The organism is Aureimonas pseudogalii, assembly GCF_014196835.1.
Taxonomy (GTDB): domain Bacteria; phylum Pseudomonadota; class Alphaproteobacteria; order Rhizobiales; family Rhizobiaceae; genus Aureimonas; species Aureimonas pseudogalii.
The window spans coordinates 1-20,771 of the sequence record NZ_JACIEK010000024.1; the positions used below are offsets into that span (position 1 = coordinate 1).

Annotated in this window: 19 protein-coding genes and 1 pseudogene; 8 read left to right on the forward strand and 12 right to left on the reverse strand. The window is 67.1% G+C overall.

The genetic code is table 11. From position 1 onward, the window contains the following. The 7 genes from GGR04_RS22030 to GGR04_RS22060 all read right to left on the reverse strand — a co-directional run. Positions 1–339 (reverse strand): transposase (locus GGR04_RS22030; protein WP_246393549.1); only part of this gene is annotated, 339 nt, incomplete at its 3' end. A gap of 178 nt (positions 340–517) precedes the next feature. Next, a complete protein-coding gene (locus GGR04_RS22035) occupies positions 518–2,542 on the reverse strand; it encodes an alpha-glucosidase (protein WP_183202530.1) in 2,025 nt (674 codons plus the stop codon). A gap of 34 nt (positions 2,543–2,576) precedes the next feature. After that, positions 2,577–3,431: a carbohydrate ABC transporter permease gene (locus GGR04_RS22040; protein ID WP_183202531.1), complete on the reverse strand. Its 855-nt coding sequence runs from the start codon at positions 3,429–3,431 to the stop codon at positions 2,577–2,579. A 4-nt stretch (positions 3,432–3,435) separates the two neighbouring features. After that, a complete protein-coding gene (locus GGR04_RS22045) occupies positions 3,436–4,344 on the reverse strand; it encodes a carbohydrate ABC transporter permease (RefSeq protein WP_183202532.1) in 909 nt (302 codons plus the stop codon). A gap of 139 nt (positions 4,345–4,483) precedes the next feature. Continuing rightward, complete coding sequence (locus GGR04_RS22050; RefSeq protein ID WP_376769887.1) at positions 4,484–5,716, reverse strand: ABC transporter substrate-binding protein; 1,233 nt, start codon at positions 5,714–5,716, stop codon at positions 4,484–4,486. 55 nt (positions 5,717–5,771) lie between these two features. Then, complete coding sequence (locus tag GGR04_RS22055; RefSeq protein ID WP_183202534.1) at positions 5,772–6,836, reverse strand: ABC transporter ATP-binding protein; 1,065 nt, start codon at positions 6,834–6,836, stop codon at positions 5,772–5,774. A 196-nt stretch (positions 6,837–7,032) separates the two neighbouring features. Then, positions 7,033–7,737: a GntR family transcriptional regulator gene (locus tag GGR04_RS22060; RefSeq protein ID WP_183202535.1), complete on the reverse strand. Its 705-nt coding sequence runs from the start codon at positions 7,735–7,737 to the stop codon at positions 7,033–7,035. A 100-nt stretch (positions 7,738–7,837) separates the two neighbouring features. Here GGR04_RS22060 and GGR04_RS22065 point away from each other — a divergent pair, with 100 nt between their 5' ends. The 5 genes from GGR04_RS22065 (at position 7,838) to GGR04_RS22085 (ending at position 12,620) form a co-directional block, all read left to right on the forward strand. Beyond that, positions 7,838–8,995 carry an LLM class flavin-dependent oxidoreductase gene (locus tag GGR04_RS22065; RefSeq protein ID WP_183202536.1) on the forward strand — a complete coding sequence of 386 codons (1,158 nt, stop codon included), beginning with the start codon at positions 7,838–7,840 and terminating at the stop codon, positions 8,993–8,995. After that, positions 8,995–9,888: an aldo/keto reductase gene (locus GGR04_RS22070; RefSeq protein ID WP_183202538.1), complete on the forward strand. Its 894-nt coding sequence runs from the start codon at positions 8,995–8,997 to the stop codon at positions 9,886–9,888. Before GGR04_RS22065 ends, GGR04_RS22070 begins: the two co-directional genes overlap by 1 nt. Next, positions 9,888–10,421 (forward strand): NADH-dependent FMN reductase SmoA, encoded by a 534-nt coding sequence (gene smoA, locus GGR04_RS22075; protein WP_183202540.1) that lies wholly within the window; start codon positions 9,888–9,890, stop codon positions 10,419–10,421. The genes GGR04_RS22070 and smoA overlap by 1 nt, the downstream gene beginning before the upstream one ends. Before the next feature lie 344 nt (positions 10,422–10,765). After that, complete coding sequence (locus GGR04_RS22080; protein ID WP_210291932.1) at positions 10,766–11,785, forward strand: YeiH family protein; 1,020 nt, start codon at positions 10,766–10,768, stop codon at positions 11,783–11,785. A gap of 124 nt (positions 11,786–11,909) precedes the next feature. Further along, the gene (locus tag GGR04_RS22085) at positions 11,910–12,620 is read left to right on the forward strand and encodes an IS6 family transposase (RefSeq protein ID WP_183202543.1); all 711 of its coding nucleotides are present in this window, start codon (positions 11,910–11,912) and stop codon (positions 12,618–12,620) included. Positions 12,621–12,730: 110 nt separating this feature from the next. Here the strand turns inward: GGR04_RS22085 and GGR04_RS22090 are convergent, their stop codons facing one another. Genes GGR04_RS22090 through GGR04_RS22105 form a run of 4 tightly spaced genes read right to left on the reverse strand, consistent with a single transcriptional unit; the run spans position 12,731 to position 16,517 of the window. Then, on the reverse strand, positions 12,731–13,741 hold the full coding sequence (locus tag GGR04_RS22090; protein ID WP_183202545.1) for a hemin-degrading factor: 1,011 nt from the start codon (positions 13,739–13,741) through the stop codon (positions 12,731–12,733). Beyond that, the gene (locus GGR04_RS22095) at positions 13,719–14,534 is read right to left on the reverse strand and encodes a heme ABC transporter ATP-binding protein (protein WP_183202547.1); all 816 of its coding nucleotides are present in this window, start codon (positions 14,532–14,534) and stop codon (positions 13,719–13,721) included. The genes GGR04_RS22090 and GGR04_RS22095 overlap by 23 nt, the downstream gene beginning before the upstream one ends. 11 nt (positions 14,535–14,545) lie before the next feature. Beyond that, the gene (locus tag GGR04_RS22100; RefSeq protein ID WP_183202549.1) at positions 14,546–15,622 is read right to left on the reverse strand and encodes a FecCD family ABC transporter permease; all 1,077 of its coding nucleotides are present in this window, start codon (positions 15,620–15,622) and stop codon (positions 14,546–14,548) included. 10 nt (positions 15,623–15,632) lie between these two features. Then, a complete protein-coding gene (locus GGR04_RS22105) occupies positions 15,633–16,517 on the reverse strand; it encodes a heme/hemin ABC transporter substrate-binding protein (RefSeq protein ID WP_183202551.1) in 885 nt (294 codons plus the stop codon). A gap of 344 nt (positions 16,518–16,861) precedes the next feature. Between GGR04_RS22105 and GGR04_RS22110 the strand changes: the two genes are divergently transcribed. Further along, on the forward strand, positions 16,862–19,087 hold the full coding sequence (locus GGR04_RS22110; protein WP_210291929.1) for a TonB-dependent hemoglobin/transferrin/lactoferrin family receptor: 2,226 nt from the start codon (positions 16,862–16,864) through the stop codon (positions 19,085–19,087). Between the two features lie 150 nt (positions 19,088–19,237). Here GGR04_RS22110 and GGR04_RS22115 read toward each other — a convergent pair. After that, a pseudogene (locus GGR04_RS22115) lies at positions 19,238–19,948 on the reverse strand (IS6 family transposase). A gap of 183 nt (positions 19,949–20,131) precedes the next feature. Here GGR04_RS22115 and GGR04_RS22120 point away from each other — a divergent pair. Both GGR04_RS22120 and GGR04_RS22125 read left to right on the forward strand, forming a co-directional pair. Beyond that, positions 20,132–20,380: a BrnT family toxin gene (locus GGR04_RS22120; protein ID WP_183202555.1), complete on the forward strand. Its 249-nt coding sequence runs from the start codon at positions 20,132–20,134 to the stop codon at positions 20,378–20,380. Further along, positions 20,377–20,685: a BrnA antitoxin family protein gene (locus GGR04_RS22125; RefSeq protein WP_183202556.1), complete on the forward strand. Its 309-nt coding sequence runs from the start codon at positions 20,377–20,379 to the stop codon at positions 20,683–20,685. The genes GGR04_RS22120 and GGR04_RS22125 overlap by 4 nt, the downstream gene beginning before the upstream one ends. The last annotated feature ends 86 nt before the right edge of the window (positions 20,686–20,771 follow it).

The window sequence follows — 20,771 nt, forward strand, 5'->3', positions numbered from 1 at the left end:
GTCGAGCGCCTCTTTGAGGATCTCGTTCTCCATTGTCTTGCGGCCGAGCAGACGCTCGAGGTCGCGGACCCGCTTCTCCAGATCGCGGACCCTCGGCGTGCCGACGACGTCCTCGTCGGCCTGGACGGCGGCATGTCCGCCCTCCAGCATCCGGCGCTTCCACACAAAGAGCTGCGACGGCGAGACGCCCAACTGACGCGCCACGCAGGACACGCTCATTCCCGGCTGCATCGCCTCCTCAACGAGGCGAACCTTCTCGGCAGTCGACCATCGTCGCCGGCGCTGTACGGAGGTGATCACTTCGACCCGTGAGATCGGGCCGTCTCGAGCTTTCAACATAGTCGTACTCATAGGCGGATGCCTATGCCTTATCGGCTATGCTGCCTGTCCGGTCAAAACGGGGTGCGCTCCACAGAGCCTGCATCAGATAGTCGCCCTCGTATCGATCGGTCCGGAAACTAATTATTAATAAAACAAATTAAGATGAAAACGGGTATATTTAAAGAACGATATCCGCTTATATCTTTATAACGCTTAGGAAGAGATTTTGGTACTGCGTGTCCTTCCGGAAGAAGACAGGTGGCGCTCCGAGCGGCGACTCGACCGTCACCTCGCGGCCGCCGGCGTGAACGTCGCCGGTCCATAGATGCACCCAGTCGGCTTCCTGCGGCAGGTAGAGGCGACGCTGCGTTTCGCCAGCTCGCCAGACTGGCGCGACGAGAAGGTCCGGGCCGTAGAGGTAGCTGTCCTGGATGGCATAGGTTCTGGCGTCGTCGGGAAAATGCAGGAACAGGGGGCGCTGCACCGGCAAGCCGCGCTGCACCGCCTCCTGCGAGAGGTCGCGCAGATAGGGTGCAAGCCGGGCGTAGATGCGTGTCATCCGCGCGAAGTGGGCGAGCACCTGCGGATCTTGGTCGATCTGCAGGTTCTGGCGCGGTCGGTTGCCCTCGTGGGTCCGCATGACCGGCGTGAAGGCGGCCATCTCGGCCCAGCGCATCACGAGTTCGGCCGTGCGCACGTTGCCGAAAAGACTGGTGTAGCCGCCGATGTCAGAGTGATGGTAGGCGTTGCCGAGAAGCCCCGACGAGAGGGCCGCGCATATGACGGTGACGAGCCCGTCGTGGCGCGAGAAGTCGACGCTCTGGTCGCCGCCCCACAGGAGCGGGCAATGGGACTGCACCCCAGTGTAGCCAGCGCGCATGAAGAACAGCGCGTCGCCCGAAAGGCTTCGGCTCGACACCGCGCGCGCGTTCACCTCCGCCCAGAGAACCGGCCAACGGTTGTGCAGGAGCTTGGCGTCGACGCCGTTGGCCAGATGTACGTCGATCGGCAAGTACTCGCCGAAATCGGCCATCCATCCGGAAAGTCCGTAGTCGAGCATGTTGCGCCCGATCACCGTCTCGGCGAACCAAGCAGCGGCCTCAGGATTCGTGAAATCGACGACGCCGCAGTCGAACTCGCCGAAATCCACGAGCGCCGTGCGCCCCATCCCGTCCGTCGCGAGATAGCCTGCCGCCTCCGCTTCGGGAAACTGCGTGCCGTCGTTGCACAGATAGGGATTGACGTAGCCGAGGAAGCGGATGCCCTCTTCGCGCAGGGCCGCGATGCGCGCGCGAAGGTTCGGGTACCGACCCTCGTCGGCCCGCCAGTCCCAGAAGAGCCGCGCGCCGAAGGAGGTGTGGCGCAGTCCCACCCAGTCCTCACACCAGAGGCCGGAAACGCGCACGCCTGCCTCGCGCATGGTCTCTAGCCGCGCGAAGGAGGCCTCGCCGTCCTTCAACCCGACGATCGCCCCCTCCATGACCCAGTCGGGGAGGGGCGGCTGGCGCCCGAAGCGGTTCGACAGAGCCTCGACGAGCTCGAGGAAATCGGGCGCTGCGAAGAACTCGAGGCGTTCCGGAATCGCCCAGACCTCGATCTCGTGAAAGTCGGAGGCGCGGAAGTCGAAGGCGCAATAGGCGCTCGTCTCGACATGCAGCGCGTAGCGGCGCGAGGACAGGAAGGTCGGCTGGGGATAGTTGGTGTTGTGGTAGTCGCCGCCGGCGCGTCCCGCCACGTCGGCTCTGAAGGTGATCTCGCTCGTCTTGTCGCGCCCGACGCCGGGCTCGGAGGTCCAGAGCGGGAAGCGGCGCCCGCGCATGTCGAAATAGGACATCTGCTCGCCGCCGCCCCAGACATGCTCGTCCGCTTCGGCCCAAACGCGCAGCCAGAGGCGATTGATCGAAGCGTCCGGCGCCTCGAAGCGCAGCGCGTTTCCCTCGATGTGGAGACGCAGACGGGCGGGCTCGCCCGGACGGGAGGAAAAGGCGATCCGCCCGGCTTCGATCGCCGCATGCCGCAGGGGACTGCGCTCGACGACGTAGTCCTCGATGTCGAAATTGCCGCGATACATCTCCATGCGCTCTTCGCCGCGCCCGGCGAACAGGCAGGGATCGTCCGCGCGGTGACGCAGGACGAGACGGCCGTCCAGCGTCAGGTCGAAGCCGTCGGCCTCGGCTCGGAGCGCGAGGCCGGCGGGGCGGGGCGGGGACGTGTCGGTCATCGGTGTCTCACGGAATGGTGGCGAGCGCGGCGCGTCAGCCCTTGATCGAGCCGGCGGTGAGGCCGGAGACAACGCGCTCCTGGAAGATCACGATCAGCACGGCCACCGGCACGATGCCGACCACGAGCGCCGCCGAGATGACCGGCCAGGGAAAGGCGAACTCCCCCTGGTAGAGCTGGATGCCCACGGGAAGCGTGCGCAGCGCCGGGTTGGAATTGAACGACAGCGCCAGAAGGAACTCGTCCCAGGCGTTGACGAAGGCGAGGATGCCGGCGGTGAAGACGCCCGGCGCGCAGATCGGAACCACGACCGTGAAGAGGGCGCCGAGCCGGGTGCAGCCATCGATCATAGCTGCGTTCTCGAGATCGAGTGGGATGCCCTCGAAGAAGGAGACGAGGATCAGCGTGCAGACCGGAAGCGACAGCACGGTGTAGGGTAGGATCAGCGCGATCCACGTGTTGAGAAGGCCGAGCACGCGCATGATCTCGAACAGCGGCACCAGAAGCGTGACCAGGGGAAAGGTCGAGACCGCGATGATCAAGGACAGGATGAGGCCGCGATAGGCGAGGTTCAGCCGGGCCAACGCATAGGCCGCCAGCACCGAGACGAGCAACGTCAGCAGCGTCGACAGCAGCGCCACCATGAAGCTGTTGAACAGGAAGAGCAGCAGCGGCTGGTCGGAGAAGGCGAGCGCGTAGTTGGCGAGCGTCGGCGCGTGCGGGAGCCAGGTGATGGGCTGGACGGTCAGCTCGGCTTCGGTCTTCAGCGAGGTGAAGAGAATCCAGAGTGCCGGGAACATCCCGTTGATGATGAGGACACCCGCCGCGATGAGGCGGAGCGGCTTGCCCGAGAACAGGGCGAAGGGCGAGGTTTCGGCGACGGCGCTCATGGGGTCAGCCCTTTCTGCGCAGGAGGCGCAGGTAGACGAAGGTGATGCACATGGAGAAGGCGAACATCACGACGGCGAGGGCCGAGCCGTAGCCGAGATCGAGGAAGGACACGGTGTTCTGATGGATGTACATGGCGAGCGTGATGGTCGAGGTGCCGGGGCCGCCGCCCGTCATCATGTAGGGGATGTCGAAGGTCTGCAGCGCCGTGATGGTGCGGAAGATCAGCGCGATCACGATCGCCGGCTTCAGGAGCGGCAAGGTGATCTCGACGAACTGGCGGATGCGCCCGGCGCCGTCGACGTCCGCCGCCTCGTAGAGCGAGCGTGGGATGGTCTGGAGGCCGGCGAGGATGATCAGCGCCATGAAGGACGAGGTCTTCCAGACGATCGTCAGGCAGATGGCCGCGAACGCCCAATTCGGCGAGTTGAACCAGATGATGCCCTCAAAGCCGAGGCGGTTCAGAACGTCGTTCACGATGCCGTATTCGTAGTGGAAGAACCACGCGAAGATGAGGCCCGCGAAGGATAGAGGGAGCGCCCAGGGGATCAGCAGCGAGAGGCGCACCGGCCAGCGATGGCGGAAGGGAAGATTGGCCAGAAGCGCCATGCCCATTCCCATTCCCAGCGCGCCGGGCACCGTGATCGCCACGATCAGGATCGTGTTCCAGGCGGCATCATGGAAGACCGGGTCCTCCAGCATAAGGACGTAGTTCTCCAGACCGACGAAGCTCGCCGGCAGACCAGAGGTGAGCGACAGGTTCTGGAAGCTCATCCAGATCAGCCGCCCGACCGGGTAGATGATGATCAGCGATAGGAGCAGCGCGGCCGGCGCCAGAAGGAGGACAGCCAGGGTCCTGTCGCTGGGATCGAGCCAGCGCACCCAGCTCGCGGGCTCCTCGTCGGTCTGTTTCATGGTATCCGCCGCCACTAGGGTCACGATTGCCCATCCTCAACGTCGCCGGTTCGGTTTCCCGATCCTTCGCATGCCGTGTTCACGAGGTCGGCGGGACGGGCCCGCCGACCGGACAGTCTCATGGAATGGTGCGTCGGGTTCAGCGCAGGACGCGCCGCAGCCGGCTTTCCATCTCCGCGGCGCCGTCCTCAGGCGACTTGACCCCGGCGAGAACGGAATTCACCGTGGTGCGGATGATTTCGCTGACCTCGTTGTAGCGCGGGGTCACGGGCCGGGCTCGGGCCGTCTCGACGACGGGCAGGGCGTCGGCGAGCCAGGGCGCCGCCGCGGTCACGTCCGCGTCGGTGTAGAGGCCGGCATAGGTCGGCAGCAGCGAGCCGTTGACGGCCATGTATTTCGAGACGTCCGGCCCGCTCAGATATTCGGCGAGCCGCTTGGCCTCCTCCGGGTGCTCGGAATAGGCGGAGACGCCGAACTCCCAGCCGCCGAGGCAAGTCGACTGCTCGCCCCCGCCGAGGGCCGGCAGGCGTGCGACGCCGACCTTGCCGGCCACCGCCGAGTCGGGGCCCTGGAAGTGCTTCCACGCATAGGACCAGTTGACGGCGAAGAGGACCTTGCCGGCCTGGAACTCCTTGCGCGTGTCGTCGGTGGCGACCTCGGAGATGTTCTTCTTGGCGATGCCCTCGTCCACGAAGCTCTTCCAGAGCGCCAGCGAGCGCGTGGCGGCCTCCTTGTCGAAGTCGAGCTTGCCGTCCGAGACGAGCTGCTTGCCCTGGCTCCAGTAGGGGAGGAGGAAGGTGCAGACGGCGCCTTCGATCGCCTTGCCCTGGAAGCTCAGGCCCTGAAGGTCGGCGGCGGCGGCTCCCTCGCCGTCCGAAACCGTCTTGGCGGCGGCGGCCAGCTCCTCCCAGGTCTTGGGCAGGGTGATGCCGTATTTGTCGAGAAGATCCTTGCGGTAATACAGGAACATGGCGTCGGCGAAGGCCGGCAGGGCTACGGTCTCGCCGTTCACCGTGTTCGCTTCGGCGTAGGTCGGCAGATAGGCCGACATGTCCTTGTCGGGGAAGTGCATCGTCCAGCCGGCGGCCGCGTACTGCGCCGGACGGATGACGTCGAGCATCAGGACGTCGAGATTGGGGTCCTTGGCCGACATCACCGTGTTCAGGTACTGGGCCTGCGCATCGGACGTGTTGCCGCCGGTCTCGATCGTCACCGTCACGTCGGGGTTCTGCGCCTCGTAGGCGTCGAGCATCTTGCGCCAGACATCGGGCTGGTGCTGGCTGGAGACGAAGATCTTCAGCTTCGTCTCGGCGAGAGCCGGCGTTGCGGCCATCACGCAGGCGCCGAGCGCCGCGCAGATGAGGGTGTGCATTCGCATGATGGTGTTCCTCCCGTTGAACTGGTTCAGGCGCAGGCTCGCGGACGGCTCAGAGAATGGCCTTTTCGCTCGCCGCATCGAAGAGATGGATTTTCGCCGGATCGACCCCGATCTGGAACGCCTGTCCCGGCTCCAGCCGGACGGTCGGCGGCATCCGGGCGGTCAGCATCACCTCGCCGAGGCCGAAATGCACCAGCGTGTCCGAACCGAGCGGCTCGATCACCTGGGCGGCGACCGACAGCGTCGCGGCCGTGTCCGCCGCCGGCTGGAAATGCTCGGGCCGGATGCCGACGATCACCTCGCGGCCCTCGCCCGCCAAGTGACCCGAAACCAGCGGCAGCGCGTTGCCGTCGCGGAAGACGAGACGGCCCGCTTCCACCCGCGCCCTCGCGAAGTTCATGGCGGGCGAACCGATGAAGCCGCCGACGAAGACGCTTGAGGGACGGTTGTAGACCTCGTCCGGCGTGCCGACCTGCTCGATGTCGCCGCCGCGCAGGATCACGATCCGGTCCGCGAGCGTCATCGCCTCGACCTGATCATGCGTGACGTAGATGATCGTCGTGCCGATGGTCTGATGCAGGCGCTTGATCTCGGTGCGCACCTCGCCGCGCAGCTTGGCGTCGAGGTTGGACAGGGGCTCGTCGAACAGGAAGACCTGCGGACGGCGCACGATCGCGCGCCCCATGGCGACGCGCTGGCGCTGCCCGCCCGACAACTGCCCCGGACGCCGGTCGAGGAGATGCGCGATTCCCAGTATCTTGGCCGCGTCGGCGATGCGCGTCTGAGCCTCTTCCGGGCGGATGCCGCGAACCTTCAGGCTGAACCCCATGTTTTCGCGCACCGTCTTGTGCGGGTAGAGGGCGTAGTCCTGAAACACCATGGCGATGTCGCGCTCGCGCGGCGGCAGAGCGTTGACGACGCGCTCGCCGATGCGAATCCGGCCGTCCGTCACGCTTTCCAGACCCGCGACCATGCGCAGCGTCGTGGACTTGCCGCAGCCGGAGGGGCCGACCAGAACCACGAGCTCGCCATCCGCGATCTCGAGATCGATCCCCTTCACGATCTGAACGGCGCCGTAGCTCTTGTCGAGCTTTTCCAGGCTTACCGATGCCATGCTTCGTCCTCCCCTCGAACCCGGCTCTCGCTCGAAACGCATCGTTCGATCCGGGTCGGCGCATTCGTCCGCCGACCCGCATCCGCGTCGCCGATCGACCTGTCGGACCGGTTCCTCCGGCCGATACTTAGCGCAATGGAAAAATGTATAGCAATGGTGTATCAATTGTGCGATGCGGCATCGCCCGGGCGACCGATCACCGAAACCGCGACACGTAGCGGGCGACGTTGTGGTCGTACCAGGTGTGGGACACCTCCGCGATAACGCCCTCCGCCGTCCAGCTCTTGCGGAAAATATGACAGCTCGACGAGCCGACGGCGGGTTCGAACGCGCTCGGCTTCCAGTCGGGCACGGTTCGCAGGCCGATCTGGTCCTCGACCTTCTCGATGAAGAGGCCGAGACGCATGCGGTAGAAAAGATAGAGCGACTCGGACAGTTCGCCCCGGCCGATGGTTTCGACGTAGCTCCCGTCGAGCCAGATTTCCTCGACCGCCATCGCCCGGCCCGACAGGCGACGCAGCCGGCGGATGCGATGGCCCCAGGCGGAGGGGCCGTAGGCGGAGATGTCGTCCGGCTTGTCGTGGCGGTCGACCTGCAGCACCTCGGCGGTCGGCAGTCCGCCGCCCGCGATCAGTTCGAGGCGGAACATCGCATAGAGGCTCTTGGGATCGCGGACGGCGCGGACGTAGTTTCCCGAGCCCTGGACCCGTTCGAGAAGCCCCCGGATCTGAAGTTCGGCGAGGGCCTTTCGCAGCGTGCCGATAGACGTGCCCATCTGCCCGGCCATGTCGCGCTCCGGCGGAAGCTTCTCGCCCTCCACCAGACGACCCGCCGCGATGTCGCGCACCAGCGTTTCGGTCAGTTGCAGATAGACGGGAAGGCTGCCTCGCACTTGCCTCATCGCTCGACCTTCTTTCGCAAACGCAAATTGATACACCATTGATTTACACCAAGACGGGTGATAGCTCCAGATCACGTTTTGCGATGCGAGGAGGAAATTCATGTCCGTCGTCCCGATCACGTCGGCCGACCTCGACGAGGTGGAGGTTTCCTGGTTCTCGGCGCTCTGTTCCGACGACTATGCCTATCTCGGCGTTCCCGACGCCAGCCTGCGGTCGAGCTTCGAGCACTGCTCGGACATCGCGCGAACCGCCGAGACGCTGGGCTTCCGCAACATCCTGTGTCCGTCCTCCTACCAGGTCGGGCAGGACACGCTGAGCTTCGTCGCCGGCTGCGCGCCGCTGACCGAGCGTATCAACTTCCTCGCCGCGATCCGCTGCGGCGAGATGCAGCCGATCATGCTCGCCAGAACGGTCGCGACGCTCGACCACATGCTGCAGGGCCGGCTGACGCTGAACGTCATCAGCTCCGACTTTCCGGGCGAGGTGGCCGACAGTGCGTTCCGATATCGCCGGAGCCACGAGGTGGTGGAGATCCTGCGCCAGGCCTGGACGCGCGACACGATCGACTTCGAGGGCGAGGTCTACAACTTCCGGAACGTCTCCACCGAGCCGGCCCGCCCCTATCAGCAGAACGGCGGCCCTCTCCTCTACTTCGGCGGCTATTCGCCGGACGCGCTCGAACTCTGCGGCGCGCAGTGCGACGTCTACCTGATGTGGCCGGAAACCCGCGACCAGCTCGCCGAGCGGATGCGCGCCGTGCATGCGAGGGCGCAGGCGCACGGCCGGACGCTGGACTACGGCCTGCGCGTGCATGTGGTCGTGCGCGACACCGAGCAGGAGGCGCGGGACTACGCCGAGCATCTCGTCTCCGAACTCGACGACGAATACGGCCAGCTGATCCGCGACCGCGCCCATGACAGCATCTCGCTCGGCGTCGCGCATCAGGCGCGGGCGCGGGCGCTGGCCGACCAGTTCGGCTATGTCGAGCCGAACCTCTGGACCGGCATCGGCCGGGCGCGATCGGGCTGCGGCGCGGCGCTGGTCGGCTCCACCGACCAGGTGCTCACGACGCTCGAGGACTATCGCCGCATGGGCATCCGGGCCTTCATCCTGTCGGGCTATCCGCATCTCGACGAGGCCCGCCACTTCGGCACGAAGGTGCTGCCGCAGATGCGCACCTGCTCGCTGCCGCACGCGCGCGGCCGGGTGCCCGCCACCACACCGAACACGCCGCTGGGCCTTGGGGAGCGTCACTGATGGAACGTGTCAGACTGGGATCCGATCTCGAGGTCAGCCGTCTCGTCTACGGGCTCTGGCGCCTGGGCGACGACACGGACACCTCGCCCGCCCATGTCGAGGCGAAGATCGAGGCCTGCCTCGCGCAGGGCATCACCACGATGGACCATGCCGACATCTACGGCGGCTACACCGGCGAGGCGATCTTCGGTGCGGCGCTGAAGGCGGCCCCCGCCTTGCGGGACCGCATCGAGATCATCACCAAATGCGGCATCGTCGCGCCCGCCGGTCGCCATGCGGGGGCGCGCGTCAAGCATTACGACACCAGCCGCGCCCACATCACGGCCTCACTGGAGGCTTCGCTGCGCGACATGAACGTCGAGCATGTCGATCTCCTGCTGATCCACAGGCCCGACCCGCTGATCGATCCCGAAGAGACCGGCCGCACGCTGGACGACCTCGTCGCGAGCGGGGTGGTCCGCGCCGTCGGCGTCTCCAACTTCCGGCCTTTCGATCTGTCGCTGCTGCAGTCGGCCATGGCCACCCCGCTCGTCACCAACCAGATCGAGCTCTCGCTCCTCGAGACCGCCGCCTTCGCCAACGGCGACCTCGCCGCGCTGATGGAGCGCCGGCTGCGCCCCATGGCCTGGTCGCCCCTCGGCGGTGGCCGGCTGTTCGGGGAGAATCGAGGCCCGCTGCGCACGCGCCTCGGCGAGCTCGCGGCCGAGGCGGGCGTCGATCCCGGTGCCGTCGCGATCGCCTGGCTCCTCGCCCATCCCGCCGGCATCCTGCCTGTGCTCGGCACCAACTCTCCCGCGCGCATCAACGCGATCTCCGACGCGCTGCGCGTGTCGATCGACCGCCAGACCTGGTTCGAACTCTACACGGCCGCGATCGGCCACGAGGTGGCGTAATGACGATGATGCAAGCCATCCACGAGCCGAGCGAGCATCGCTTCGTTCCCGACGCGCAGAACACGCGCCCCTTGCGCAACGCGCTCGGCGCCTTCACGACGGGCGTCACGGTGGTGACGGCGCGCGGCGATGCCGGCCCGATCGGCATGACGGTCAACAGTTTCGCCTCCGTGTCGCTTGATCCGCCGCTGATCCTGTGGTCGCCCGCCAAGACCTCGTCGCGCCACGGCGTCTTCACCGCCGCCCCGCATTTCGCGGTGCATGTGCTGGGCGTCGACCAGGACGATCTCACCCGCCGCTTCACCCGAGGCGGGATGGGCTTCGACGAGCTCGACTGGCAGGAGAATGCCGAGGGCGTGCCCGTCCTCGCCGGAACGATCGCCCGCTTCGAATGCGCGCGCGCCTCGCTCCACGATGCCGGTGATCACACGATCGTCCTCGGCTGCGTGCTGCGCGCGGCCCATCGCGAGGGCGAACCGCTGTGCTTCTCTCGCGGCGTCTTCGGACGCTTCAGCCACGCCCGTCCCGCCTGACGGGACGAAGGCCCGGGACGCCCGAAACGTCGCCGGCCAGGGCCGGCCACCGTGTCGATCCCCGCGGGTTCGACCGCTCCCGAAGGCAGCGCGAGCCCCCGCGCCCGGAGACGCCACCGAGCCTTTCGGCCGCTCCTGCGCGCGATCGCGAAGGACCCGCGCCACCACGCGAGACTGCCGGGCGCGCGTGCGGCGCCGCGCAAGCCGCCTTTGCCGGCAAAGGCGCAAGGCGCCGCCGGTCCTCTCCCACCCAACACCGCCCGGCCTTCAGGGCCGCGATTGCCGCGACATCCGCCGGGAGGCGGGCCGTCGGGCGCCCTTCGAAGCCAGGCCAGGATCCCATGATGCAGCGTCTTGTCGATCGTCTACCGCCGGGCGGCCGTCGCAGGCGTGCCGAACAGGTGCTGGTGCTGTTTCCAGGGCTCCTCGTCAGCGTCGTGGTGGCGCTCGCGGCCACGTTTCTGTCCGAGCACTACGGCGGCCCGGTCATGCTCTTCGCCCTGCTTCTAGGGATCGCCTTCAATTTCCTGTCGTCCGAGCGGCCCTGCAAGCCCGGAATCGAGATGGCCGCTCGCACGATCCTGCGGTTCGGCGTGGCGCTTCTGGGAGTGCGCATCACCGTGTCGGACGCCTTGATGCTCGGGCCGGCGCCGCTCTTTCTCGCCATCGCCGGCGTGGCGACGACGATCGGCGTCGGGCTTCTGCTCGCGCGGCTCCTGGGCTTCCCTCGCCTGTTCGGCCTGCTGACGGGCGGGGCCGTCGGCATCTGCGGCGCCTCGGCGGCGCTGGCCATCGCATCGGTCCTGCCGCGGCGCGACGGCGTTCGGGAGAGCGACGTCATCTTCACCGTCGTGGTCGTCACGACGCTCTCCACCGTCGCGATGGTGCTCTACCCGATCCTTCTTCAACAGACGTCGCTCGGCGACGCGCGGATGGGCATCTTTCTCGGCGCCACGATCCACGACGTGGCGCAGGTCGTGGGGGCCGGCTTCAGCATCTCGCCCGAGACCGGCGACGCGGCCACGCTGACGAAGCTCCTTCGCGTCGCCATGCTCGTGCCGGTGGTCCTGCTGATCTCCGTCATCGTCTCGCGCGGTCGCAGCGAGGGCCGCGTCGCCGTTCCCGGCTTCCTTGTCGGCTTTGTCGCCCTCGTCGCCGTCAACAGTTTCGGCCTTGTGCCCGCTGCTGCCCAGACCGGCCTTTCCGACGTGTCGCGCTGGGCCCTCGTCACAGCGATCGCGGCGCTCGGAATGAAAACCATGCTCGGCCAAGTCCTGACCGTCGGCCCCCGGGCTCTCCTCCTGATCCTCTTCGAAACGATTTGGATCGCCGGCGTCGGCCTTACGGCCGTTGTCCTATTCTAAATGTTTGGTCCCGGAATTTGATGGTGCGGGTCATGGATGAACCTGGACGGCTCGGCTCTGTTGCAAAGATCCGAAGGCAGTGAGAGCCTGTGTCTCGAAGACGGCGGACAGCGAGGGCTCGGGCATGAGTTTGGCGTTCAAGGGCCGGCATTTCGCTCCCGATATCATCCTGCTCTGCATGCGCTGGTACTGCCGTTATGCGCTGAGCTACCGCGACCTCGCGGAGATGATGGCCGAACGCGGCCTCTCGGTCGATCACACCACGATCTACCGATGGGTCCAGCACTACGCCCCCGAGCTCGACCGACGCGTCCAGTGGTGCCGGGATCGTAACAGCGGAAGCTGGTACGTCGATGAGACCTACGTGAAGGTCCGGGGTGAGTGGATGTACCTCTACCGCGCGATCGGCGATCGGGGCGAAACGCTGGACTTCCAGCTGTCGCAAAAACGGACGACAAAGGCGGCCAAACGCTTCCTCGTCAAGGCTTTGAAGCGGTCGCCACATAACAGGCCTTCGGTGATTTCGACGGACAAGAACCCGGCCTGCAACGAGGCGATCGCTTCAATACGGCGAGAGGGACGGCTCGCGGCGAGCTGCCAGCACCGGCAGATCAAATACCTGAACAATCGGCTCGAGTCCGATCATGGGAAGCTCAAACAGCGGATCCGACCCGTGCGTGGCTTCCAGTCTCAGAAGACCGCCCACAACGCCATTCGGGGCTTCCAGACGATGCGGATGTTCCGGAAGGGGCAGTTCCGCTCGATGGTGGACAGCCTGGCCGGCGGATCGGAAGCGCGCTTCATCGGACGGCTGTTCCAGGTGTTCGTCGCCTGAAATTGGAACAGAACGGGATCATTGCGGCCTGATTGGCTATTCGCAACGGAGCCCGCTTGATGCAAGCTCTGGTGCTGTGGGTTTTTGAACGTTGAATAAAGAAGAGCCGATCAAAGCGTTCCAGTCATCTCCCTCCAGGCGAGGTTCTCGCCGCGACCGGGCTCGCGCACGCCGAAGAACTGGGCCGCGAGCGTCCGGTCGGCGGCATAGAGCTCGATGGAGGTGAGAAGGCCGAAGCGCGTGGGCTTGCGCACCACGAAGGCGTCGCCGACGAGATCTTCGCGAAAGTGCAGCGTAAATCCCGGCTCCATCGCGTTGATCCAAGGACCCATCGCGAGCGCGCTCGTTATCGGCCCGCTGCGGATCTGGATGCCGCCGCGGTTTCCGACGAAGCACATGACCGGCACGCCGGACGCCGCCGAAGCTTCCAGAAGGCGCGTCGTGGCGAGCGTCTCGAGCGGGCGGACATGCGCTTCGTCCATCGCATCGAGCGCGGAGCGGCGGTCAAGGCCATGCCGACGCAGGATCGCGAAGAACTCGTGGATGTCGGCCATCCCGGCTACATCGCGGCGGAAGGCGTCGGGATCGGCTGGTCGGCCAGGGTCGGGCGCGCAGGGGCGCGGCGAGACCGCAAGGGGGGCGCCATCTTCGGAAGCCAAGGCGCCGCGAAGGGTCTCGAAGGCGGCGACGTCGGAGGTCGCGCGCAGATGCACCTTCAGGATCGCGTCGCCCGCGGCATCGAAGACCTGGACGCTGCGGCGCGGACCCGCCTCGTCGGGGATCTCCACCGCGAAGGCATGGCGCCACTGGCCGAGAAAGAGCCGCATGTCGAGCGGCGGGTTGACGACGAGCGCGCTCGAACCCTCGATGGTGATGCCACCGAACTGCCCGACCGTCTCGTGGACGGCCACCTCGTTGCGCATCAGGCTGAGCACCTCGCCGAGCGCCGGCAGGGCTCCCAGAAGCGCCGCCTTTTCGGGCCGCAGCCGCACGACCTCCGACCCGTCGTGGCGCGCGAGCAGCGAGGCTTCGGCAAGACCCAGTTCCTCGGCGAGATCGCGCGGCCGGTTGGAGCGCGCGTAGTAGGGGAGCGGGCGTTCAGGAGCGAGCGGCGTGTCCATCGGGATCCTCTGCGAGCGCCGCGGTCTGCGGCAGAATGAAGGGAATGTGCGCGGGCGGAAGCGCGCCGACGCGAAGGTCGAGCCGGAATACGGACGCGACGAGCGCGTCGGTGAGGACGCTGGCCGGCGGCCCGTCTGCGACCACGGCCCCTTGCGCCAGGACCACGAGCCGGTCGGCGAAGCCTGCCGCGAGGTTGAGATCGTGCAGCACGGCGACGACGCCGCCGCCGGCGCGGGCGAACTCGCGGGCGATCCGCAGCACCGCGATCTGGTGGCGGATGTCGAGGCTGGAGATGGGCTCGTCGAGGAACAGGAAGCAGGCCGGCTCGCCGGTGATGGGCGTGCCGGCCTGGCAGAGAACGCGGGCGAGATGCACACGCTGCTGCTCGCCGCCCGACAGCTCGCCATAGACCCTGGCTCCGAACCCCAAGAGTTCGACGCGCGCCAGCGCTTGCGACACCGCGGCAGCGTCGCCGCCCCGTCCGCCGGCGTCGAGCCCGAGCCGCACGACCTCGGCCACGGTGAAGGGAAAGGACAGCGCCGAACTCTGCGGCAGCACGGCGCGGCGCCGGGCGATCGCGGCGGGCGACAGCCGCGCCATGTCGGCGCCGTCCAGCCACACCCGGCCGGAGGAGGGCGCGATCTCGCCGGTGGCGAGTTTCAGCAGCGTCGACTTGCCGGCCCCGTTCGGGCCGGCGATCACGGTGAGCTCGCCCGCCGCGAAGGCGAGCGCCGTGGGGTGAAGGGCGATACGGCCGCGATAGGCAAGGACGGCGTCGTCGAGGCGGATCATCGCGGGCGCGCTCAAAGACCCGACGCGCCGCGTCGGCGCATCAGGATCCAGAGGAAGACGGGGGCACCGATCGCAGCGGTCAGGATGCCGAGCGGCAGCTCTGCCGGCGCCACGATTGCGCGCGCGGCCATGTCGGCGACGAGCAGCAGCGCGGCGCCGCCGAGCGCGGAGGCCGGCAGGAGATGGCGGTGGTCGGGGCCGATCGACAGGCGCAGGAGATGGGGCACGACGATGCCGACGAAGCCGATCGGCCCAGCGACGGCGACGGCGGCGCCCGTGGCGAGCGCCACGAGAAGGATCGTCAGGCGCTTGAGGCGCTGCACGCGGATGCCGAGATGGAAGGCTTCCGCCTCGCCGAGCACGATGCCGTTGAGGCCGCGCGCGACGATCGGCATCAGCGCGAGGGCGGCGAACATCATCGGCGCGCCGGCAGCGAGCTTGGTCCAGGTCGCGCCGCCGAGCCCGCCAAGACTCCAGAAGGTGAGGTCGCGCAGCTGCGCGTCGTTGCTGCCGTAGACGAGAAGCCCGATGCCGGCGCTGGCGAAGGCACCGAGCGCGATGCCCGCCAGCAGCATGATCGCGACCGAGGACTGTCCGGCACGCGTGCCGATGCGATAGATCAGCAGCGTCGTCGCCAGCCCTCCGCCGAAGGCCGCGACCGGCAGGGCGTAGACGCCGAAGAGCGTGACGAGCGGCGCCAGCACGCCATGCGAGAGAACGATCGTCGCCACTGCCGCGAGCGCGGCGCCGGAGGAGACGCCGACGAGGCCGGGGTCGGCGAGCGGATTGCGGAATAGCCCCTGCATCATCGCGCCGACGGCCCCGAGCGCCGCGCCGACGAGCGCCCCGAGCAGCACGCGCGGCAGCCGAATTTGCCAGACGATCACCGTCTCGGCGAGCGCAGTGTCTTGGCCCCTCGGTCCGGCGGCGAGGATTGCGGCGACCTTTACCGGCGACAGCAGGGCCGGGCCGACGCCGACCGCCACCACCGCGACGGCGAGAAGGCCAGCCCCGAGCGCCAGCAGCACCGCGCGCGCCACGGCGCTGCGATCGCCGGACCGCGTACGGACGGGGGCACGATCCGTCATGCCTGCGACGTCAACGGACAAGGGGGCCGTCGCCTTCGGCGAGTTCGGGATAGAGGCGGGCGGCGAGATCGCGCACGGCATCGGGCGTGCGCGGCCCGAAGCCGAGGAGATAGAGCCCGTCCATGCGGATCACCGCGCCGGCCTGTCCCGCCGGCGTCGCAGCCAATGCAGGCACGCTCAAGGGGTCGGAGAGCGGCGAGCCGGCGCGATCCACCATGAGGATCACGTCGGGCTGCAGCGCGGCCAGCGCCTCGCTCGACAGGATCTTGTAGCCCTCGACCTCGTCGAAGACGTTCGTCGCGCCGGCGAGGCGGATCACCGCGTCGGCGCCGGTGCCGCGTCCGGCGGCGTTCGGGCGGCCGTCCGCCAGCGACAGGATGAAGAGGACACGCCTGCGACGCTCTACCTCGGCAAGCGCCGTCTCCAGCGTCGCGAACTTGGCGGCCATAGCGGTCGCCATCGCCTCGCCCTCCACTAGGCGCCCGACCGCGGAGGCGACGGTGCGGACCTTATCGAGAAGGCTCGGCACGGTGAGGCCGGTCGGCACGTGGCGCACCGGCACGCCCGCGTCATCGATGAGCGTCACCGCCTCTGGCGGACCGGCGCCCTCGTCCATCAGGATGAGGTCCGGCGACAGCGACAGCACGCCTTCGGCCGAGAGCGCGCGCATGTAGCCGACATTGGGCTTGGTCGCCATGACCTCGGGAGGATGGAGGCTGGTCGTATCCACCGCCGCCACGCGGTCGCCCTCGCCCAGCGCATAGAGGATCTCGGTGATCGCACCGCCAATGGAGACGATGCGGCGGGGTAGCTCGTCAGCCTGCGCTCGGCCCGCCGAAAGACCGGCAAGCACGAGCGCGAGGGTAAGAAGGGCGGCGGGGCAAAACGGGCGCATGACGCAAGGATCCAGGCTGGCGCCGCGTCGCGAAGCTCGAGGCAGGGGGCCAAGCGGCGATGGCGGCGAAGGGATGATCGACCTCCCGCTAGCGGCATTGCCCGGTAAGTGTCAAGCAAGCCTCACATGAGAACGCTTCTAATATTGCGACTGGAATGTCTATAAACTGTGACCTTGACAGTAAGAGCCGAACTAATTCTAAAATTCAACTGTTGACTCTTCATCTCCCGATGAAATACCGAACGATAACGCATTCTGCATCTGCTCCGCCGCTCGCATGTCGAGCGCCGTCTGCCGGGTCGTCTTGCGCCGGTTTTTAGCTGCGAGTTCGGGGCTTGAAAGACATGACACCGTCGATACAAGGATGGATGGCGGGCGTCGCCGTGTCGGCTCTGGTCGTGGGCACGTTCGCCGCGCCGATCCCGGCGTTGGCGCAGGTGCTTCCCGATGCCGAGAACGCGGACGCGGACGCGGTGGTGCTCGATCCCGTGGTCGTCCAAGGCGCGCCCGCGCCGGTCTCTGCCGCTAAGACGACCACCACCACGACGACGACGCGCCGCACCATCGACGACAAGCTCGTCGACAGCATCGCCGATCTCGGGCGCAGCGAGGAAGCCGGCGTCACCTTCAACCGCCGCACAAATAGCCTCAACGTGCGCGGATTAGAGGGCTCGCGCGTTCTCACCACGATCGACGGCGTGCGGGTTCCCTATCTCAACGATGCCACGCGCGGCGCCACTGGTGGCGGAAGCTCATTCGACTTCGACACGCTCTCGGCGCTCGATCTCACCCGCGGCACGGCGCCCCTCGCCGGCTCGGGCGCGCTCGGCGGCGTCCTGGCGCTGCGCACGCTCGATCCGGAAGACCTGCTCCTTGGCGGGCGCCGGATCGGCGGCCTGACGAAGAACGGATACGATTCCGTCGATCGCAGCTGGTTCACTAGCAACGCCGCGGCCATGCGCTCGGGCGACACGCTCGTGCTCGTGCAGGGCGGCTATCGCGGCGGCCAGGAGTTCGACTCGATGGGCGACCGGGATGTCCTGGGGGCCGCGCGCACGGCGCCGAATCCGTCCGACACCAAGCAGGGCAACCTCCTCGCCAAGCTCCACCAGTATGTCGAAGGCGGCCACCGCTTCGGTCTCGTCGGCGAGATCTACGATCGCAACGAGGATATCGACGGTCGCACGACGCAGACGGCCACCGGCAACTACCGGGGCAGCCAGTACTTCACCGGCGAGGAGCTGGCCCGGCGCAAGGCGGCGCTGACCTACGATTTCGACGCGCCGGAGCGAGGCACCGGCTGGATCGACGAGGCCAGTGCCACGCTCTACTATCAGGAGGTGGAGCGGCACACGACCGTCGACGCCTATCGCTCGACATCGGTGATCGGCCCGTTCACCCGCGACAACAGCTACGAGGAAGGAACCTACGGGTTCAACGGCTCGGCTTCGGGCGACTACGCGCTGGGCGCGACACGTCACCGGATCACGGTCGGCACCGAACTGCGCTCGGGCACCTCGACGCAGTATTCCGCGGGCGAGGACGGCTGCCCCGCCGGCCCGCCCTACCCGCGCGTCTTCACCGCCTGCAACAACCTCCACACCAACCAGGCCGACACGCCGAAGGTCGACAGCCGGGCGATCGGCTTCTACGCGCAGGACGAGGTGGCACTCCTTGACGAGCGGCTGCGGATCACGCCGGGCCTGCGCTTCGACTGGTACGAGGAGAAGCCGGAGTTGACGCCCGAATACGAGGGCAGCGCGGCCTTCGACGGCAGCCTGCCCGCATCCTCCGGCGACCACGCCCTCTCGCCCAAGCTCCTCGCGGAATACGACCTCCTGCCCGAACTCACCGCCTACGCTCAGTGGGGCATGGGTTTCCGGGCGCCGACGGCGGGCGAGCTCTACTCGCGCTTCGGCGCCGTCGGCACCTATCTGCGCGTTGGCAACGAGGATCTCGATCCCGAGACGAGCCGCGGCTTCGACGTGGGCCTGCGGGCGGGAAACGCTGATCTCGGCGGCCAACTCAACGTCTTCCACACGCGCTATCGCGACTTCATCGACACGGTGACGCTCGCCCCGCCCGGCGGCGAGTACCCGCAGGGCGGCATCACCGGCTACCGGAACATTCCCGACGCCGAGATTGCCGGGGTCGAGGTCGGCGGTCATGTCCGCTTCCTCGAAGGCTGGCAGGCGCGGGCCTCGCTCGCCTATGCGCAGGGGCGCAACCTGACGGACGACACCTATCTCGACTCGGCGTCGCCGCTGACCGCGCTCTTCGGCCTCGGCTACGAGCGGCGGGACTGGGGCAGCGAGGTCACCGCCAAGCTCGCGGCCCGGCGCGACAAGGTCGACGAGGGCTTCGTCGCCCCCGGATACGGCGTCCTCGACGTCACAGCCTGGTACGCGCCAGAGCGCCTGCCGGGCTTCAAGCTGGCCGGCGGCATCTTCAACATTCTCGACAAGACCTACTACGACGCCGTGAACGTGCCCGACAGCCGGACGCAGCCGACGCTCTACTATTCCGAGCCCGGCCGGTCGTTCAAGCTGAACGTCACCTACCAGTTTTAGGGCAAGCCCGACGAGCCGGATCGGCACTCGCGCCCGGACGATGCACCGAAGGAAGCCAGAGCGCGTCTGGAGGATCGGGTTCGAAGGCAGGTTATGAGGCTCCGTTGCGAATAGCCGATCAGGCCACAATGATCCCGTTCTGTTCCAATTTCAGGCGACGAACACCTGGAACAGCCGTCCGATGAAGCGCGCTTCCGATCCGCCGGCCAGGCTGTCGACCATCGAGCGGAACTGCCCCTTCCGGAACATCCGCATCGTCTCGAAGCCCCGAATGGCGTTGTGCGCCGTTTTCTGAGACTGGAAGCCCCGCACCGGGCGGATCCGCTGCTTGAGCTTGCCATGGTCGGACTCGAGGCGGTTGTTCAGGTATTTGACCTCCCGGTGCTGGCAGGTTGCGGCGAGCCGCCCCTCTCGCCGCAACGAGGCGATCGCCTCGTTGTAGGCCGGGTTCTTGTCGGTCGAAATCACTGACGGCCGGTTATGCGGCGACCGGTTCAAAGCCTTGACGAGGAAGCGTCTGGCGGCCTTCGTCGTCCGCTTTTGCGACAGCTGGAAGTCGCGCGTCTCACCTCGGTCACCGATCGCGCGGTAGAGGTACATCCACTCACCGCGCACCTTCCGTCAAGTCTCATCGACGTACCAGCTGCCGCTGTTGCGATCTCGGCACCACTGGACGCGTCGGTCGAGCTCGGGGGCGTAGTGCTGAACCCATCGGTAGATCGTGGTGTGATCGACCGAGAGGCCGCGTTCGGCCATCATCTCCTCGAGATCGCGATAGCTCAGCGCGTAGCGGCAGTACCAGCGCATGCAGAGCAGGATGATGTCGGGAGCGAAGTGCCGGCCCTTGAACGCCAAACTCATGCTCGAGCCCTCGCTGTCCGCCGTCTTCGAGACACAGGCTCTCACTGCCTTCGCATCTTTGCAACAGAGCCCGGCTGGCCGTGACGGCATAGAACACGTCACTGCGTTTCATACGCACTGAGGGCGGTATTATCGTAGCACTTATATGTTGCGCCGTCGATTTATCGTGCTACACATATTCCCATGAAGATCACGTTCGATCAGCCAAAGCGGATGAAGAACATCGCCATCCATGAGGGGTTGGATTTCGCCGACCTCGACATGGCGTTCTTCGCCGGCTCGGTCGTGATCCCGGCGAAGGCTGGCCGCAGCATGGCGATCGGGCCATTCGGCGAAACCATCATCGCGGTCGTGTTCTCGCCACTCGGTTCGGAAGGCATCGCCATCGTCTCGATGCGCCGTGCCAGCCGCAAGGAAAGGAGCTTGTTATGAGCAAGACGCTCAAGATCGCAAAGCCTCTCAGTAACGCCGAGGAAGCCCGCATTCAGCAAATGATTGCCGCCGATCCCGACGCACCGGAGGCGACCGACGCCGAACTCGCGCAGGCCAGGCCGTTCGCCGACGCCTTCCCTGCCCTCGCGGAAAGCATCAAGCGCGCACGCGGCCGCCCGCCCGTCGCCAGCCCACGCCAGCATGTTTCCCTTCGGCTCGATGCCGACGTGATCGCCAAGTTCAAGGCTACCGGCAAGGGCTGGCAGACGCGCATCAACGACGTGCTGAAAGACGCCAAGCTCTAAGGCGCGGGCCATCCGATCGACCCGCCCGTTTCACGCAACATATGCACCGTGCAACGTTATGATCGGCTCTGTTGCAAAGTGCCGAA

Coding starts and splice junctions, on each gene's coding strand:
- GGR04_RS22035 (WP_183202530.1), bottom strand. CDS start 2,542: ATGACCGACACGTCCCCGCCCCGCCCCGCCGGCCTCGCGCTCCGAGCC.
- GGR04_RS22040 (WP_183202531.1), bottom strand. CDS start 3,431: ATGAGCGCCGTCGCCGAAACCTCGCCCTTCGCCCTGTTCTCGGGCAAG.
- GGR04_RS22045 (WP_183202532.1), bottom strand. CDS start 4,344: ATGAAACAGACCGACGAGGAGCCCGCGAGCTGGGTGCGCTGGCTCGAT.
- GGR04_RS22050 (WP_376769887.1), bottom strand. CDS start 5,716: ATGCACACCCTCATCTGCGCGGCGCTCGGCGCCTGCGTGATGGCCGCA.
- GGR04_RS22055 (WP_183202534.1), bottom strand. CDS start 6,836: ATGGCATCGGTAAGCCTGGAAAAGCTCGACAAGAGCTACGGCGCCGTT.
- GGR04_RS22060 (WP_183202535.1), bottom strand. CDS start 7,737: ATGAGGCAAGTGCGAGGCAGCCTTCCCGTCTATCTGCAACTGACCGAA.
- GGR04_RS22065 (WP_183202536.1), top strand. CDS start 7,838: ATGTCCGTCGTCCCGATCACGTCGGCCGACCTCGACGAGGTGGAGGTT.
- GGR04_RS22070 (WP_183202538.1), top strand. CDS start 8,995: ATGGAACGTGTCAGACTGGGATCCGATCTCGAGGTCAGCCGTCTCGTC.
- smoA (WP_183202540.1), top strand. CDS start 9,888: ATGACGATGATGCAAGCCATCCACGAGCCGAGCGAGCATCGCTTCGTT.
- GGR04_RS22080 (WP_210291932.1), top strand. CDS start 10,766: ATGCAGCGTCTTGTCGATCGTCTACCGCCGGGCGGCCGTCGCAGGCGT.
- GGR04_RS22085 (WP_183202543.1), top strand. CDS start 11,910: ATGAGTTTGGCGTTCAAGGGCCGGCATTTCGCTCCCGATATCATCCTG.
- GGR04_RS22090 (WP_183202545.1), bottom strand. CDS start 13,741: ATGGACACGCCGCTCGCTCCTGAACGCCCGCTCCCCTACTACGCGCGC.
- GGR04_RS22095 (WP_183202547.1), bottom strand. CDS start 14,534: ATGATCCGCCTCGACGACGCCGTCCTTGCCTATCGCGGCCGTATCGCC.
- GGR04_RS22100 (WP_183202549.1), bottom strand. CDS start 15,622: ATGACGGATCGTGCCCCCGTCCGTACGCGGTCCGGCGATCGCAGCGCC.
- GGR04_RS22105 (WP_183202551.1), bottom strand. CDS start 16,517: ATGCGCCCGTTTTGCCCCGCCGCCCTTCTTACCCTCGCGCTCGTGCTT.
- GGR04_RS22110 (WP_210291929.1), top strand. CDS start 16,862: ATGACACCGTCGATACAAGGATGGATGGCGGGCGTCGCCGTGTCGGCT.
- GGR04_RS22120 (WP_183202555.1), top strand. CDS start 20,132: ATGAAGATCACGTTCGATCAGCCAAAGCGGATGAAGAACATCGCCATC.
- GGR04_RS22125 (WP_183202556.1), top strand. CDS start 20,377: ATGAGCAAGACGCTCAAGATCGCAAAGCCTCTCAGTAACGCCGAGGAA.